The organism is Stappia stellulata DSM 5886 (assembly GCF_000423705.1).
Lineage (GTDB): Bacteria > Pseudomonadota > Alphaproteobacteria > Rhizobiales > Stappiaceae > Stappia > Stappia stellulata.
This window is the reverse complement of the sequence record NZ_KE384083.1, coordinates 168,349-185,152: the sequence shown is the minus strand read 5'-3', so window position 1 is coordinate 185,152 and position 16,804 is coordinate 168,349. Positions and strand designations below refer to the sequence as shown.

Here is a 16,804-nt window from a genome sequence, read left to right as displayed (position 1 = left end):
GCCTGAAGCAGGATGAAACGCACGGAGAAAAGACTGGAGGCCTCGCCCGGAATCGAACCGGGGTGCACGGATTTGCAATCCGCTGCGTAACCACTCCGCCACGAGGCCTTGCTGCGTCTTTTCAGGGAGTTGTCCCGCGCTGTCAAGCGGTGACTGCGCTCTGTCGCCTCAGTGATGTGAATAACCGGGGCTTCGCGCCCGCGCACGCCGGAAGGCGGTCCGGCGTGCGGGGACGAAGTCGCCATCCCGGTGCCTAAAAGCCCAGGCCGCCGACGCAGGCGTATTTGATGTTGAGATAGTCCTCCACACCGTATTTGGAGCCTTCGTTGCCGACGCCGGAATCCTTGACGCCGCCGAAGGGCGCCACTTCCGTGGTGATCAGCCCTTCGTTGACGCCGACAAGCCCGTATTCGAGCGCTTCCATCACCCGGAATGCCCGGCCGAGGTCCTGCGTGTAGAAATAGCAGGCCAGCCCGTATTCGGTGTCATTGGCGAGAGCGACCGCCTCGTCTTCCGCCTCGAAGCGGAACAACGGTGCGAGCGGGCCGAAGGTCTCTTCCCGCGCGACCTTCATCTCCGAGGTGACATCGGCAACGAGGGTCGGCTGGAAGAAGCTGCCGCCATTGGCGTGGCGCTTGCCACCGGTGACGATCCGTCCGCCCTTGGAAACCGCGTCCTGGATGTGCTCCTCGACCTTCTCCACGCCCTTGAGATCGATCAGCGGGCCCTGGGTGGTTCCCTCCGCCAGTCCGTCGCCGACCTTGAGGGCGTCAATTGCAGCGGCGAGCTTTTCGGCGAAAGCGTCATAGACACCCGCCTGCACATAGATGCGGTTGGCACAGACGCAGGTCTGGCCGGAATTGCGGAATTTCGAGACCATCGCGCCCTCGACCGCCGCGTCGATATCGGCGTCGTCGAAGACGATGAAGGGCGCATTGCCGCCAAGCTCCATCGAGATCTTCTTCATGTGGGCGGAGGCCTTGGAAGCGAGCTGCTTGCCCACTTCCGTGGAGCCGGTGAAGGTGATCTTGCGCAAGAGCGGATTCTCGCACATCTCGTCTGCGATATCGGCTGCCGAGCCGGTCAGAACATTGACCACGCCGCGCGGGAACCCGACCTGTTCGGCAAGCGCGCCGATGGCAAGGGCGGAGAAGGGCGTCTGGCTTGCAGGCTTGATCACCATGGTGCAGCCGGCGGCGAGCGCCGCGCCCAGTTTCCGCGAGATCATCGAATGCGGAAAATTCCACGGCGTGATCGCGCCGGTGACGCCGACAGGCTCCTTGGTGACGAGGATCTTCTTGCCGCGCCAGGGCGAGGGGATGATGTCGCCGTCGATGCGCTTGGCCTGTTCGGCGAAGAAGCGCACGTATTTCACGCCGAGCGCGATCTCGCCCTTGGCCTCCGCGAGCGGCTTGCCCATCTCTGTCGTCAGGATCTCGGCGAGCGCGTCCTGATTGTCCATGATCGCGTCGCACAGCGCATGCATCAGGGTTCCGCGCTCTTCCGCCGTGGTGGCCTTCCAGTCCTGAAAGGCGAGATAGGCGGTCTCGATGGCGCGCGCGGTTTCCGCGCGGCCGCAGCGCGGCACGGTCCCGAGGGACTCGCCGGTTGCCGGATTGGTGACCTCGATGGTGTCACCGCTATCGGCATGCGACCAGAGCCCGCCAATGAAGCAGGCCTGTTTGAAGAGCGGGTGTTCAGTGATCATGAAGTCCTCCCGTGATCGGAGCGCATGAGAAAATGCCCCGCGCCCCTTTGTGTCTTTGGTCTCTTGTCACCGATCCCGCTGGACGGTCGGTGCGTCCAAGGCAGGAGTCGTATGTGGGGCTACCGCTTTGGGCACGTCCTGTGTCTTTGCGTCGGCCGGGCCGTCCTTGCAACCGGCTGACGAATGGCGGGTCGGGATGGCGCCGGACACGAATCCGGCTCAGGGTAACCCCATGGACGGGATCAAATGTGTCTCGCAGGGATCGGCGCCCGTCGACCTCCGTTCGTGCGGGATCATAGGACAGTCAATGGTTTGTCAGCAATGGTGCTGCCGGGGATACCCCCAGATCTGCAACGCGCAGCGGCGGGGTGATTCCGGCTTGCCGGCGGTTGAGCGGTGCGCGCCCGCATCCTTGTCCGGCGGCGCGGGCCGGAGAAGAGGCATGCGCGGTGGGGCGGGCGTCCGGGGCATGAATGTGGCTGTGACGGCAGGGAAATCGGCGAAACCTTGCAAGGAGGGCAGGCCGGGCGGGCGGGCCGCCGGTTACCGGCACCGACGATGCGACGCGCGTTCGTTTCCATGTCCCTCGGCGGAGACGTGATTTGCGCCTCTTCTTTGTGGTGAGGGAATTGAAAATATAGGAATTTTCCGTTCCTTCGCTCCTTGATGAAATGCAATCCGCCTCAAACCGTGGCACGCTCGTTTATGAGGCAGGCTGCAGGGGGCATCATCGGCGATGGCGCTCCGGTCATCTCGGTGTGCTGCGTGCTGGGATGGTCCAGGCGGCGGTCACGATCCGGCTTTTCAACGGGGATTTCGACAATGACACAGTCGGTAAGGCTCTCGCTCGAGGAGGCCGACGCTCTGGTTCGCAAGGTGCTCGTTGCCTGCAACACCGCGCCCGACAACGCGGCGAGCGTCGCCCGGGCCCTGGTCGCGGCGGAAGCGGATGGGCAGGGCGGCCATGGCTTGTCGCGACTGCCTTCCTATGCGCTCCAGTCGCGCTGCGGCAAGGTCGACGGGCATGCCCGGCCGGTTCTTGAGCGCCCGACGCCTGCGCTCCTGCGGGTCGACGCCGGTCACGGCTTCGCCTTTCCCGCCTTCGATGCCGTAATCGATGCGCTGCCGGCAATGGCCACAGCGGCCGGGATCGCGATGGCGTCGATCCGCCGCTCCCACCACTTTGGCCAGGCCGGCGCGCATTGCGAACGGCTGGCGGAGAAGGGGCTCGTCGCCTTCGTCTTCGGCAATACCCCGAAGGCCATCGCGCCCTGGGGAGGCAAGGCGGCGCTTTACGGGACGAACCCGATTGCGTTCGCCGCGCCGGTTTCGGCCGGGCAGCCGCCGCTCGTCATCGATCTTGCGGTCTCGCGCGCCGCGCGGGGAAAGATCATGGCCGCACAAAAGGCCGGCACGCCAATCCCCGAAGGCTGGGCGCTCGACAAGACCGGCAATCCAACCACCGACCCGGCCGCGGCTCTTGCCGGCACGATGGTCCCGATCGGCGAGGCGAAGGGCGCGGCTCTCGCGCTTATGGTGGAGGTGATGGCCGCGGCCGTGGCCGGCGCTTGCCTCGCCTTCGAGGCCAGCAGTCTGCTCGATACGGAAGGAGGCCCGCCCGATCTCGGACAGACGATCGTCGCCATCGATCCGCATCTCGCATCGGGCGGAGTTTATGGCGAACGGATGGAGACGCTTGTCGCGGAAATCGTGGCCGAGGCGGGCGCGCGCGTTCCCGGGACGCGCCGGCTGGAAAGCCGGGAACGGGCGGCGCGGGAAGGCGTGTTCATCGGGCCTGCGCTTTACCGCGAGATCGCGAGCCTGACGGGCAATACATCAAAAACCTGAAGGGCGCGGAAGCGTTTACTTGCCGAATTCGCGCTCGAAGAAGATACCGGCCTTCGATTCGCCGTCGGCGCCGACCTCGCCGCGCAGTTTCAGCGACTTGGTGATGTCGATGTCCACCGTCACACGGCTGGAATCGGCGCCGCTGCCCTGTTTGACCCCCAGATAGATGTTGTCATTGAGGTATTTGCCGACGGCCAGCGAAGGGCCGCCATCACCGCCGGTTTCGAGATCGATCGCATCCAGCCCCAGCGACTGACGCAAGCTGCCGAGCGGCCCCTCGCCACTTCCGCCCGTCAGGGTCAGGATGGAGGCGCCGAGCCGGGCAATCTGTGCCGGGCTGAGCTCGCTCATGCTGCGGTCGAACAGGAAGCGCGCAAGGATTTCATCCTGCGGAAGCTGGGGCGCCGACGAGAAGGCGATCTGCGGCGCGTCCGCCTGGCCCCTGACCGTGATGGTGATCGCGGCGCCGCTGGTTTGCGAGGTCGCGGCAAAGTCGAGGCGCGGCGTTAGCGACCCCGTGAAGCCGACATCGCCCTTGGAGAACTCGACGCGCCTCGACAGGACGTTGAGCAGGCCGCGTCGCATCGAGAACGTTCCGATTGCCTGCGGGTCCGCCACGGTGCCGACAAGCCTGAGGCTGCCGCCCATCTCCGCATCGAGACCGCGCCCGCGCACGAAGATCCGCCCGGGCGCATTGACGGTGACGTCGAGTGCAATCGGTCGCGTGCCGCCACCGGCGCTCCCGCCGCCACCTCCGCCCTCGTCCCTTTGCAGGACCCGGTCCTGCGCGCGCACGTTGGCCGGAGCGTTCTTGTGGGTGACGGAGACCGGATCGATTGCGCCGGGAAGGCTGCTCGGGATGGTGATATCTGCTCGCTCGATGGTCACCGTGCCACCCAGCCGCGCCGCCGACTGGGTGCTGGCCAGCGGTCCGGAAAGCGAGATGTCGGCATTGACCGTGGCTTGCACGATCTGTCCGTCCGAATAGCGACCGTTTAGAACCTGGACCTGCAGGTCGGCCGGCATGCCGTTGTCCAGGCCGACACGCCCCCCCGCCGTCAGCGATCCGCCGCCGGCAATGTCCGCGCGCAGCGAATTCAAGGTGATGCCGTTGGTGGCAACATCAATTGTCCCCGACACGTTGCGCAGCGAAAGACCGCTGGCAAGCTGGGTCGCACCGACGTTTGCAGGACGAAGCGTCAGGGCATAGGTCGGTGCAGCGAAAGTGCCGCCGATGCGGCCATCGACCGACAGGGTGCCGGTGGCCGAAAATCCGGCCAGGATCAGCCGCTGACGTGCGACGGACAAGGGAATGCTGCCATTGACGGCGATATCGAGCGAGCCCGCGCCGGCCGGTCGCACGGAGCCGTCCGCGACGAGTGACAGCCCGTCGGGTCCGCTGATCCGGGTGGTCTGGGTCAGCCTGTCTCCCGCGTAGCGGCCGTTGGAGGCAAGCGACAGGGCGGGAAGGCCGTTGTCACGCAGTGGCGCGGCGGCGAGAGCGGACGCATTCAAGGACCAGTCGGCTGTCGGCGCAGATGACGTTCCCGAGACGGTTACCGTGCCGTTGAGCGTTCCCGCGATGGCGAAGCCCGGCGCCACGGCATTTGCAAGAGACAGCGGCACCCGCGCGATGTCGGCTTTCAGGTCGAGCGTGTCGGCGACGCGTCCCGCAATCGTGAGCGTCCCGTCGCCAAGGCGCAGCGTGAACGGTTCGATCCGGGTCCCGGACGGCGCGGATACGATGCGAGCCGGATTGGCCAGACGCGTTTCGAGGCCGCTATAGCGACCGTCGAGGGTCTTCAGCAACAGGTTCACCTCTCCGTCGCCGGTCGCAAGCGCGCCGGCAAGCGACACGCCGTCGGCAGCAGCGCCCTTGGCCAGACGGGCCTCGAGCGTGAAATCCGTGTTCTCACCGGTTCCGCTGGCGGTGGCGATCACGCGATCAATGGACGTCCCTCCGGCGACGACGTCGCTGGCGCGCGCCTTGCCGTCAACCGCCGGGGCGGTGAAAAGGTCGCGAAGGGTGAAGTCGGCAGAGAGGGACCCGACGCGCGTGCCGGCGGCAGAGATTTCACCGCCCGACAAAACGACCTGTGCGCGTGCCGACCCGTCTTCCTGGGAAATTGCGATGTCGCCGGACAGCTTGCCCGCAAGCTCGGTCAGAGCAAGCGTCGAAAACTCCGAAAGATCCGGAGCATCGATGGAGATCTCTCCCGTCAATGTCTGCGTCGCACGGGCAAGATCGGCGATCTTCAGGGCGCCCGACAACGTGTTGTCGCCCGCGTTCAGGGTGAGGGTCGGGACGGAGAGGCCGTTGCCGTCCGGTTCCGCGCGAAGGGCCGCGTTCAGGGCGTTGCCGTCCACATCGGCGTCCAGCTCGATATCGGCGGACAGGGCCTGCGGATTGGTGTCGGCCCTTGCCGAAAGCCTCAAGTTTCGGACCGGCTTGCCGGCCAGCAGGATCTCGTCTGCATTGGCGTCGGCCGTGACGAGGGGGCCCGAGAGCGGACCTTCGACCCGTCCGCTCAGGGTCAGTCCACCCGACACTTGCGGGTCGAACCGCGCCAGGTCGGACACGCCGATGTCGAAGTCGGCGGCGACCGTTTCGGGGCTGACCGTTCCGCTTGCAGTGAGGGTCGCGGGCGCGAAGTCCACCTGAAGGGAAGCGATTTCGGTCTCGAGCGTCACGGGATCGAGAGAAAGGCTTGCACTGGCCTGGAAGGGACCGGCGAAATCGGCGGCCCCGTCCGCCTTCGGCGAAAGCCGCGCGATACTGGCGTCGATCGTCGCTGCAATCGCTGCCGATGGAGCGGTCGCATCGAGTTTCGATCCCTTCAGTACGATCTGCGCAGTTTCGAGGGAGGCTTCGGCGGTCTCCAGCGATGCCGATGCGAGATCGACCTGCCAGGTCAGTTCGGAGAGCGGTCCGCGCGCGGCCAATGTTGCGGTCGTGTCGCCAAGAATTACCCGGCGCTCGGGCAGTTCCAATGCGATCCGGGCACCGTCGCCGCCGGACAGGCGAAGACCGGCTGTTGCCTCCAGCGTGTCGTTTTCCGCATCGAAGGTCGCGGCGATATCGCTCGACAGCGTATCGCTTGCCGCCGACGCTTTCAGCTGTTGCGGCGTGAAGTCGTCGCTCATGCGCACATTCGCGGTGACCCGGGTTTCGCCCATCACGAAGGCCTGGGCGACCGGCGGCGTGAGCGGCGCCAGACGGCCCGATAGCTCCGCCTCGAGCGTGCGGTGGGCTTCCCCCTTGGCCGGAACGGACCGGGTAAGCCGGGCGGACCCCGACACGTCGGTTTCGCCGTCGAGCTTGAGCGCGAGGTCGGCCTGCCAGTCATCCAGCGGGCCGTCTCCGTCGATTGCGAAATCGAGCGCCGGCAATCCCTCGATCTGAAGAAGCCGTGCCACCAGTCCGCCGCGTGGCTCGCGGGCGCTGACGGAAACCGAAAGCGCTTCGGCCTGCCGGTCGAAGCGCACCCGCGCATCGACGGACCCTTCCGTACCGTCCGTGCGGATGACGCTGACGTTGCCCGACAGCGCCTGCGGGGCGGCTTCGGTGCGCAGCTCCGCGGTTGCCGCAAGGCGCATCGGGGAGCCTGCGACCGGCGCCCCCAGCTCGATTGCCTCGATGCGCGCGGTATCCAGCACAATGGCGGGGAGGGAGGGCAAACCGGGCTCCGCCGGCGGTCCGGGCTCCGTGGAGGCAGGCGAGGCGGGAAGGCGCGCCAGTGCGACGCGCTCGACAACAATCTGGTCGATGGCGACGACGCCGGAAAGAAGCGCCGAAGGGCGCCAGGCGAGGTCCAGCCCGGAAACAGACAGATAGGGGCCGGTCGCGTCGCGCACGGTGACCGAGTCAAGCCGCAGATCGAGACCCCAGTCGACGGCGAGACCGGTGAGGGCGACGCCTCTGTCTTCGCTCGAGGCGGCCCAGCCGATCAGGCTGGCGGCATTGCGTCGTCCGGCGTCGGTCTGCAACACGGCGAGCACGCCGACGGCCAGGACGACGACGAGCAAGGCAAGGCCCGCGGTCACCCGCAGTGCGATGCGGATCAGCGCAATTCCAAACCGGATCGGAAGCGGTGCGGTCATTCGGCCCTTCATGTGAAAAAACGAGTCTTGCTACAGCGACTTGCCGCGACAGCTTGAAGCCGGATCGTGGCGTGAGCGAGACCCTTTTGCACCGGCGCGCCGGCGGATTGAATCGGAATCTGATCTTGAAGAAAACGCGCCATCGGCCTGACGGGACTCATTCTTTGTCGACAGGCAGACGGTTTTCGCCCCTGTGTGTGTTCGAAGGCCGTCATGCACATGGGCAAGGATGAATCGGTTCTCAAGGTTTTCTGGCCAAGTGATTCTGTGTGAAGGGAAAACCGGACGTCTTGAAACGGCATCAGAACGCCTGGCTCAGACCCACATAGATCGCGAAATCGGGATCGTCCTTTTCCGGATCGAGCGGCACCGCGAAATCGAACCGAAGCGGCCCCACCGGCGTGAAGTAGCGCAGACCCGCGCCCACACCCACCTTCAGCCCCTGCGAAAAGTCGGGGTACATTGCATCGAAACTGTTGCCGGCGTCGACAAAGCCGACGACGCCGATGGTGTCGGTTGCCTTCACACGGATCTCGCCCGAGGCTTCAAAGAAGCTGCGTCCGCCGGTCACCTCGCCGTTTCGCCTCGGTCCGACATTGCGATAGGCGTAACCGCGAATGGAGCCGCCGCCGCCGGAGAAAAAACGCCGGGCGGCAGGGATGTCGCGCACCGACGGGGCGATGATGCTGCCGGCGCCCAGACGGCCGGCCAGCACGAAGCGGGCGGCCTCGTCCAGTGCCTGATATGCGGAGATCTGGCCGCGCGTGAACAGCATGGCGTTGCCGCCGCGCGCGTCATAGGCCGGTTCGGCGAAGACCAGCGCGTTGATGCCCTTGGTCGGGTTCAACGGATCGTCGCGCGTGTCGTAGTTCACCTGGCCGATCACACCCGTCAGCAGGTAGGTTTGATTGCCGAAGACATCGTTCTCGTCGGCATATTGAACCTCGCCGCCAAGCTTGAACGACAAGCTGTCGTTGACGTCGCGTTCGTAGAAGGCGTCGGCGGTGATGCTGCGGCTGCGATAGGCGTCGGGAACTTCCTGCTTCGCGCCCAGGCTCGTCGTGAACCGCGTCTGCGGACCGAAGGCGCCCGGCTTTTCCAGGGCGATCCGCGCCGAATACTCCAGATCGGATAGGGAATTGTCGGCGATCCGGCCGACGGAGCCCTCGATGCTGAGCAGCTCGCCCCGTCCGAAGAGATTGCGGCGCCGCCAGTAGCTTTCCGCACCGAACCCTTCCGAACTCGACCAGTTCGCGCCTACGCCGATGACGTTGCGCTTGCGTTCCGACACCTCGATGGTCACCGGCAACAGGCCGTCGGGGCCGATGCTGTCGGCGGGCACGATGCGCACCGAGGAGAAAATCCCCAGGTCGTTCAACCGTTCGGTCGCCCTGTTCAGTTTCGCCGGACTGTAGGCCTCGCCCACCGGCAGCATGGCCTGGGTGACGATGAAGTCCGGATCGGTCACCTCCGCTCCCGAGACCGAAACAGCGCCGAAGCGGGCCGCGCGACCCGCAGCGACGGCGAGGCGGACATCCAGGCGGTTGGTGTCATGATCGGCGACGATCTCTCGACGCGAAATGCGCGCGAAGGGATATCCGGCCGCCTTGAGGTCGGACACAATGGCCCTTTCCGCCTGCAGGATCTTCTGCGAATTCGCCGTTTCCCCGGGTACGAGGCCGTAGCTCGCGCCCTCCGAAAGCCGCCCCGAAACGCCTGGAATGTCTTCGCTCGAGGAGATGTCGATGTTGCCGAAGGAAAACAACGGACCGGGATCGACCGAAATCGTCACGGGCACGGGGCGGGGGCCGGGCAGGGAGGCGGCGCCAAGTGCCTGTTGCAGGTCGAGGCCGGCGACGCGGATGGTCACCGTCCCTGCGTAAAAGCCTTCCACGTAAAGACGTCCGATCAGTCGCTCGAAATCGGAGATGGCACGAGCGATCAGGCCGGCCTCGCCGGAGGGAAGGCGGTCGCGCTGGCTGAGCAGTTCCGAGGACGCGGTCAGCGCGTCCTTCAGTCCGGGCGACCCGCCCGGGACGTCCAGGCGCGCGGTATAGGGAAATGGATCGACCACGGCAGGTTGATCGTCTTCCTTGCCGGAGGACTTGGATCCGAACGGGAGCCAGCCGAAGAGATCGAGTGCGTCTGCACGACCTGGCGCGACGACAAGAGCCGCTGCAAGCGCCAGGACCGAGACACGATACGCCAGTCGCAGCGGCAGCCTTTCGGGGTGCCGGCGCAACGCGCAGGGTCTCAAGTCACTGGTCTCGCAAATACGCACGAGCATACCCGGGTTCGTGTGATCGCCTTGCCGACCACCGTTTGCGACTATGATCGCAAATGGTTGACCGGGGCTGAATGTGCTGCCTGGCGCCAAAGCTTGGGTGTTTAGCGCCATTTGGCCGGTTATGGCACGTTTCCCGGTGAAAGACGATTCACGCATGTCGAATGACGCGCCTCATGCATGAAGGATTTCTCGGGAATTCGTTTCAAATGGTTTCTTGTTCGTTTACCAATCCCGCCGAAGATGTTGCCGATTGACAACACGCCTGGGTTACAAGCGCGCCGGAGGGGTTCCGTCTTGTAACGCGGCTGAACGCGATGCTAACTGGACGCCGAATGGTGCGGGGGCGAAACCCGCCTGAAGTTGAGGCTTGTATGCGGTTTTTCCTCCTTGCGGTACTGGGAATGGTACTGTCTGGCTGCGGCGCTTTGCCCGGCCAGGGGCCCACGGCTATTTCCATTACCTCGGAGGACATCGAGGGCGACGCGATTCGCTCCAACTACGTCTTGCTGTCGCTTGACAACGAGATGCTGACGAAGCTTCACGCCTATCGGCCCGCACCGTTTGCCAAACAGTTTCGCGCCGTTCCGAACCGGGGCCGCTCGGCTCGCCTCGGCATTGGCGACCGGCTTGTGATCACGATCTGGGAGGCCGCCCCCGAGGGGTTGTTCTCCACGTCCGACGGCAAGCAGGTGTCTGTCCCCAGCGTGATCGACGAGAGCGGGTATATCTTCATCCCCTATGCCGGTCGGATCCGGGCCTCTGGCCTCAGCGTCGAGGGGCTGCGTGTCGCGATCCAGGAGCGGCTGAAGGGCAAGGCGATCGAGCCGCAGGTTCTCGTTACCGTCGAGGGCAGCGAAAGCACCGGCATTGTCGTCGTCGGCGATGTGACGAACCCAGGTCAGTACACGATGTCCGTTCGCGGCATGCGGCTGCTGGAGGCCGTCGCCCGCTCCGGCGGATCGCGCGAGGCGACATACGAGACGGTGGTGACGGTCAAGCGCGGCAACGCTTCCGGAGAGGCGCGCCTGGTCGATCTGATCAACTACCCGGAAAACAACATCTGGCTGACCGCCGGCGACAATGTGCTTGTAACCCACAAGCCGCGCACCTTCTCCGCCTTCGGTGCCGTCAAAGACACGAAACTTGTGCCGTTCAAGACGGAGACGGTCACGCTCGCCGAAGGTCTTGCGCAAGTGGGCGGGCTGAAGGACTTCTTCGCGGACGCCGCGGGCATCTTCCTCTTCCGGTTCGAGAATCGGGAGCTGGTTCGCCAGCTCAAGGGCAATGCCGTGGACTCGATCCGCGCGGCCCGCATTCCGGTTGTCTACAAGCTGAACCTGCGGCAGGCGGAAGCCTTCTTCCTCGCCCGCTCGTTTGAGATGCGCGACAAGGACATTATCTATGTCGCGAACCATCCGACCGCCGAATTCGGCAAGTTCCTGCAGATCATTGGTCCGCTGCTGTCCAATGTGAACACGGCCAACGGTCTGGTGAACAACTGATACCCGGTTGAAGGCTTGTCTTCCCGGCGTTCTGGAAAAACGGTTGGGGCCGGCGGGGCCAAACGAACGGCCGCCATGGACGGGCAAGCGTCCCGTCCTGCCGCCACCGGAGAAAGATGACCGAGGATCTGCACAGGGAACGCGACGAAGCCGAGGGCGTGCGCCGCCCGGACGGTTCCGCGCGTGTCGTGCTCTTCCTCCAGGGGCCGCCATCCGACTTTCCGCGCCGCGTTGCCGATGAGCTGGCTTCCCTTGGGCACAAGACCCTCCGCGTCAACCTCAGCCTGGCCGACTGGTTTGTGTGGCATGACGCGCGCTGCGTGAACTACCGTGGCAGCCTGTCGGACTGGCCGGCGTTTCTGGAGGACTTCCTGGTCCGCAATGCCGTCACCGACATCGTTTTCTATCAGGATCGCTTTCCCTATCACTCGGCGGCCGTGGAGATCGCGCGGCAAAACGGAGTGCGGGCGGTTTCCTATGAACACGGCTACCTGAGACCCGACTGGATTACGGCCGAACTCGACGGGATGTCGGTTCGCTCTCTTTTTCCCGAGGATGTGACGGCGATCCGCGCCGCTGCCGACGGTCTCCCGCCCGTAGACATGACGGAGCGCTTTCGGCACCCCTTCTGGCTTGAAGCCTTGCATGAAGTGCTGTTCCATCTGGTGAATACGTTCGACGTCCTGGCGTTTCCGCGCTTTGTCGCCGACAAGTTTTACCATCCGGTCGCCGAGTATTTGGCGACGGTCCCGCGTCTCCTGCTTGCCCGTCGTCGCGACCGCATCGCAACGATACTGATCGACGACCTGATTGAATCGAATTGTCCGTGTTTCGTCTTTCCGCTGCAGATGCAAAGCGATTACCAGCTGCGCTACAACGCACAGTACGCCCATATTGCCGATGCGCTGGACGAGGTCATGGCCTCTTTTTCGGCTCACGCCCATCCGGCCGCGCAACTGATCGTGAAGCTGCATCCGATGGATCAGGGCATCGAGCCGTGGCGCAAGATCGTGCGTCAGCTTGCGCGCCGGCATGGCATCAAGCGCCGCGTCCATCTTGTGGATGGCGGGCATCTCGTCACCCTGCTCAAGCACGCCGCCGGTGCGGTCATGGTCAACAGCACCACCGGACTGCACGCGATCAAGATCGGCTGTCCCGTGAAGGTGCTAGGGGTCGCCGTATACGATTTGCCGGGGCTTACCTGTCAGTTGCCGCTGGACCGTTTCTGGCGGACCCCGCAAGCCCCGGATCCCGACACCTATCAGTCCGTCCAGCGGCTGATGGGGCATGCCATTCAGATCCAGGGCAATTTCTACACGCGGGATGGCAAGGCGGCGGCGGCACGCGAGTTTGCCGCACGGATTGCACAAGGTGCGGTCAACGAGCCGGGCTGCGCCACGCCGCCGCCGCCGCGTGCCCGTCGCGCGCGCGCCCTGGGCATTCCGGTGACCTTTGCGGATGAGATCGCCGCGCGCGGCAAGACCGGGAGGTGGTGGCGTGCGTGGCGCGACTGACCGGCTGGCCGCCTCGTCGCCGCGCCGGTTCCTGTTTCTTCAAGGTCCGCTTTCGCCGCTGTACCGGCTGATCGGCGCAAGATTGAGCGCGGCCGGGCATTCGGTCCGGCGGATCAATTTCTGCGTCGGCGACTGGCTGCACTGGCACGGTGCCGGATCCTCCTCCTATCGCGGCCGTCTCGACACGTGGCCGATGTGGATCGAGACCTTGTTGTCGCAAGAAGGCGTGACCGACCTGGTGGTCCATGGCGACACACGGCCTTATCACCGGGAGGCGGTGATCGCGGCCGAGCGCCTCGGGATCGCCGTTCATGTCACCGAGCTGGGCCTTGTCCGTCCGGGCTTCCTGACGCTGGAACGCGGGGGGCTCGGTGTGCTGAGCCGGTTTCCCGTCGCCCCCGGGGCGCTTGCGCGCCTCAGCGAGAATGCAGGCGAGGTGGATATCACACCGTGCTACCCGGCCTCATTTGCGCTCGAGGCATGGCAGGATGTCAGCTATCACTTGCCGAATGTCGCCCTTGGTTGGCTGTTTTTCCCCCACCACAGGCGTCATACGCCGCTTCCGCCGGTTTTCGATTACATACTCTGGCTGCCGCGGCTTGCGCGCGCCCCGCTTCGCCGCCGACGCGCGACGGCCCTGCAAGAAACCGTCCTTGGCTGGAGCGAACCGTTCTTCGTGCTGCCGTTGCAGATGGAGGGCGACTACCAGATCGTCTCGCAATCGCCCTATGCCTCCATGCGGGACGCCCTGCGCGAGGTCGTCGCCTCCTTCGCCGGTCATGCGCCCGCGGGAACACGGCTGGTGGTCAAGTCGCATCCGCTTGACAATGGCTGGATCGACTGGCGCTCGGCGCTTGCGGATCTGGCGCGCGAATTCGCCCTGGAGGAACGGGTGGTCTTTCTGGATGGAGGCGACCTGCGCCCGCTTCTCGCGCGAACAAGCGGCGTCGTGACGGTCAACTCGACCGTGGGACTGGATGCAATGCGCGCGGGCGTACCGGTCAAGTCGCTCGTTCCGGCGATCTATGACGGTCCCGGCTTGACGCACGAGGGGGATCTGGACACTTTCTGGAGCACGCCGCAACCGCCCGCTCCGCTACGGGTCCAGGCGTTTGTCAGGGCGCTTGCCGCTTTCACGCAGGTGCGCGGATCGATCCACAATCGTCGGGGACTGAACGCGGCGGTCGAGGGGATTTCCGCCCGGTTGCTGGCGCCTTTCGACGGCGTGCCGGACCTGGTCAACGAACCGCCACCGCGCCTCGAACGTGCCAGAGCGCTCGGCGTCCGCTTGTAGGAAAGGGGCAGAGGATGGGGCTAGCGTGACACATCGGCTCGGCGATCCCGAAACGACGGTCGAAACAGCAGCGCGTGATGCCGTGCGGCGTCGGGATGCGCTTGTCGACCGGCCGGCCTTTTGCTTCGGCGCGAAGTCCTGGAATCACAGGGCGATTGCGGCGGCCTTCGGGTCCGACGCCCGTCCACTCAGCTTTTGCCGCGACGCCGGATCCGCGATCGCGGCAGCGGGCATGCGCGGCGGGCGCGTGCTTGGCTGGGCGGCCGCCGTCTCCGCCGATGTGGAGGCGAGGGCCGCCGACGCGGGGGTGGAGCTCTGGCGGATCGAGGACGGGTTTTTGCGCTCGGTCGGGCTTGGCGCGGGACTTGCGCGCGGCGCCGCGCTCGCCTTCGACGATCTGGGCATCTATTTTGATGCAACGCGGGAAAGCCGCATGGAACGGGTGCTGAACACCCGTCGGCTGTCGTCCGGCGAACGCGCCAGGGCGCAAGACCTCCGGCGCCTGATCGTGGCTGCGGGACTGAGCAAGTATAATGTCGGCAGGCGCGGCGCGGGATGTGTTCCGCCGCAGGGGCGCGAGGCGGTGCTTGTGCCCGGACAGGTCGCCGACGATGCCGGCGTACGCCGCTCGATCAGTGCAACGATCGACTGCGCGAACTGCGCCAACGTCAACCTCGAGCTTCTGCGTCGGGTGCGTTCAAGGGATCCAGACGCCTGGATCGTCTACAAGCCGCATCCGGATGTTGCGGCGGGCTTGCGCCCAGGTCGGCTCGAGGCGGGCGACCTCAAGGGGCTTGCCGATCATGTTGTCGTGGGCGGCGATATCGTCGACCTGATCGAGACGGTCGACCGGGTGGAAACATTTTCCTCGCTTGCCGGCTTCGAGGCCCTGTTGCGCGAAACGCCCGTCACCGTGCATGGCATGCCGTTTTATGCCGGCTGGGGGCTTACCCGGGATCTGACGCCGATGCCGCGACGAACCGGGCGTCCCGATCTGGCAACCCTCGTCCATGTCGCGCTCGTCGACTACCCCGTCACGCTGGATCCGAAGACACTGAGTCCATGCTCGCCGGAGCTTCTCATTGAACGGCTGGCGGCGCAGCGCGTCGACCGCCTTCACGGCTTCTTTCGCATGGCACGCCAGCAGGCGTCCTGGATCGGTCGCAAGATCGGATTGTGAAGGGCGCCGTCTATTCCGGCTTTCCGTTCCGCACGAGATCGGAAAACCGGGTGTTCGTCGTCCGGATGGCGGCAAGTTCCTCCGCCGTTGCATCGACTGCGCGGTCGATCTGCGCGTTCGTGTGCTCGCTGGTGATGAAAAAGCGGATGCGCGCGGATTTTTCCGCTACGGCTGGAAAAACGATCGGCAATGCATTGATGCCGCGTTTGAGCAACCGGTTGCACAGCGATACCGCGCCGATGGAATCGCCGACGATGACCGGAATGACACTGAGCCCGGCGCTCGGGCCGGTGTCGAGACCGGCCTCGCTTGCGCGCTCCAGAAAACGCCGTCCGTTCTCGGCAAGACGTTGAAGGCGTTCCGGTTCGCGCGCCATGACGTCCAGGGAGGCACGGGCTGCGGCGGCAAGCGGAGGGGACAGTCCGACGGAAAAGACGAAGCCGGGTGCTGTCGCGCGCAGGTAGTCGCATAGCGCCTTCGACCCGGCGATGTATCCGCCGCAGGAGGAGAAGGTCTTCGACAGCGTGCCCATCCACATTTCCACACCCGTGGGGTCGGTGCCGAAGTGTTCCGCGATGCCGCGTCCGGTTGCGCCCATCACGCCGATGGAGTGGGCCTCGTCGATCAGAAGCCACGCATCGTACATTTGCTTGATGCGCATGAGGCGGGGCAGGTCGGGAAAATCCCCGTCCATGCTGTAGATGCCTTCCGCGGCGATCAGCACACGGTCAAACTTGTGACGCTGCTCGCCCAGCAAGCGCTCCAGCGCATCGAGATCGCCATGGGGAAAGTTCATCCGCGCGGCATGCGACAGGCGGGCGCCCTCGCTGATCGAATTGTGAACGAGTGCATCGGTAACGATGAGGTCGTTTGGCGACAGCAGATGGCCGATGGTGGTGACATTGGTGGCATGGCCGCTCACCATCACCACCGCATCCTCAACGCCATGCAATTCGGCCAGTCGTGTCTCGAGCATGCGGTGAATGGGGCGTTCGCCGGCGACCACGCGGCTGGCGGAGGCGCTTGTCCCGTAGGTCCGGACCGCTTCAAGGGCCGCGGCATTGACCTCGGGGTGGCCGTTGAGGCCCAGGTAGTTGTAGGAGGCGAAATTGTCGTGGCGCACGCCGTCGATCACCGTCGTGGCGCCCGCAACACCGTCGTGCGGCTGGAAGAAGGGATTGTCCAACCCGATCATGTCGGCTGCCGCGCGATGCATGGTCAGCTGCCGGAAGGCGGGAAGCTTTGAAAAATCAAAGGACGTGACAGTGGGGGCGGCTTTGACCGGCGCGCCTGGAGGGGGCGCGGGCTTGCGCTGGCGTGCGGCTTCGTGCCCGGCTCTGAGACTTGCCATCAGATCCCGCCGTCGTCCG

Annotated in this window: 9 protein-coding genes and 1 tRNA gene; 5 read left to right on the top strand and 5 right to left on the bottom strand. The window is 65.3% G+C overall.

Annotated elements, in window-relative coordinates:
* Positions 1 to 34 precede the first annotated feature (34 nt).
* Positions 35 to 108: transfer RNA gene (locus tag G572_RS0118000), tRNA-Cys, on the bottom strand.
* Between the two features lie 145 nt (positions 109 to 253).
* Positions 254 to 1,708, bottom strand: a complete 1,455-nt coding sequence (locus G572_RS0117995; protein ID WP_029059660.1) for an NAD-dependent succinate-semialdehyde dehydrogenase — start codon at positions 1,706 to 1,708, stop codon at positions 254 to 256.
* Positions 1,709 to 2,530: 822 nt separating this feature from the next.
* Here G572_RS0117995 and G572_RS0117990 point away from each other — a divergent pair.
* Positions 2,531 to 3,556, top strand: coding sequence for an Ldh family oxidoreductase (locus tag G572_RS0117990; RefSeq protein ID WP_029059659.1), 1,026 nt, complete (start codon positions 2,531 to 2,533; stop codon positions 3,554 to 3,556).
* Between the two features lie 15 nt (positions 3,557 to 3,571).
* On the opposite strand, the gene G572_RS0117985 is transcribed toward G572_RS0117990, so the two are convergent.
* Positions 3,572 to 7,657: a translocation/assembly module TamB domain-containing protein gene (locus G572_RS0117985; RefSeq protein ID WP_029059658.1), complete on the bottom strand. Its 4,086-nt coding sequence runs from the start codon at positions 7,655 to 7,657 to the stop codon at positions 3,572 to 3,574.
* A 301-nt stretch (positions 7,658 to 7,958) separates the two neighbouring features.
* Complete coding sequence (locus G572_RS0117980) at positions 7,959 to 9,944, bottom strand: autotransporter assembly complex protein TamA (RefSeq protein WP_084650323.1); 1,986 nt, start codon at positions 9,942 to 9,944, stop codon at positions 7,959 to 7,961.
* Positions 9,945 to 10,345: 401 nt separating this feature from the next.
* Between G572_RS0117980 and G572_RS0117975 the strand changes: the two genes are divergently transcribed.
* The 4 genes from G572_RS0117975 (at position 10,346) to G572_RS24590 (ending at position 15,434) form a co-directional block, all read left to right on the top strand.
* Positions 10,346 to 11,446 carry a polysaccharide biosynthesis/export family protein gene (locus tag G572_RS0117975; RefSeq protein WP_208979147.1) on the top strand — a complete coding sequence of 367 codons (1,101 nt, stop codon included), beginning with the start codon at positions 10,346 to 10,348 and terminating at the stop codon, positions 11,444 to 11,446.
* A 116-nt stretch (positions 11,447 to 11,562) separates the two neighbouring features.
* The gene (locus tag G572_RS0117970; RefSeq protein ID WP_051242707.1) at positions 11,563 to 12,960 is read left to right on the top strand and encodes a capsule biosynthesis protein; all 1,398 of its coding nucleotides are present in this window, start codon (positions 11,563 to 11,565) and stop codon (positions 12,958 to 12,960) included.
* Positions 12,944 to 14,254: a capsule biosynthesis protein gene (locus G572_RS0117965; protein WP_029059654.1), complete on the top strand. Its 1,311-nt coding sequence runs from the start codon at positions 12,944 to 12,946 to the stop codon at positions 14,252 to 14,254. The genes G572_RS0117970 and G572_RS0117965 overlap by 17 nt, the downstream gene beginning before the upstream one ends.
* Before the next feature lie 25 nt (positions 14,255 to 14,279).
* Entirely contained in the window at positions 14,280 to 15,434 is a 1,155-nt protein-coding gene (locus G572_RS24590; protein WP_051242705.1) for a capsular polysaccharide export protein, LipB/KpsS family, read from the top strand.
* 10 nt (positions 15,435 to 15,444) lie between these two features.
* Here the strand turns inward: G572_RS24590 and G572_RS24585 are convergent, their stop codons facing one another.
* On the bottom strand, positions 15,445 to 16,785 hold the full coding sequence (locus G572_RS24585; protein WP_051242931.1) for an aminotransferase class I/II-fold pyridoxal phosphate-dependent enzyme: 1,341 nt from the start codon (positions 16,783 to 16,785) through the stop codon (positions 15,445 to 15,447).
* Positions 16,786 to 16,804: the final 19 nt, after the last annotated feature.

Excerpts from the sequence above, each read along its gene's own strand:
- G572_RS0117995 (WP_029059660.1), bottom strand. The coding sequence starts at position 1,708 with ATGATCACTGAACACCCGCTCTTCAAACAGGCCTGCTTCATTGGCGGG.
- G572_RS0117990 (WP_029059659.1), top strand. The coding sequence starts at position 2,531 with ATGACACAGTCGGTAAGGCTCTCGCTCGAGGAGGCCGACGCTCTGGTT.
- G572_RS0117985 (WP_029059658.1), bottom strand. The coding sequence starts at position 7,657 with ATGACCGCACCGCTTCCGATCCGGTTTGGAATTGCGCTGATCCGCATC.
- G572_RS0117980 (WP_084650323.1), bottom strand. The coding sequence starts at position 9,944 with ATGCTCGTGCGTATTTGCGAGACCAGTGACTTGAGACCCTGCGCGTTG.
- G572_RS0117975 (WP_208979147.1), top strand. The coding sequence starts at position 10,346 with ATGGTACTGTCTGGCTGCGGCGCTTTGCCCGGCCAGGGGCCCACGGCT.
- G572_RS0117970 (WP_051242707.1), top strand. The coding sequence starts at position 11,563 with ATGACCGAGGATCTGCACAGGGAACGCGACGAAGCCGAGGGCGTGCGC.
- G572_RS24585 (WP_051242931.1), bottom strand. The coding sequence starts at position 16,785 with ATGGCAAGTCTCAGAGCCGGGCACGAAGCCGCACGCCAGCGCAAGCCC.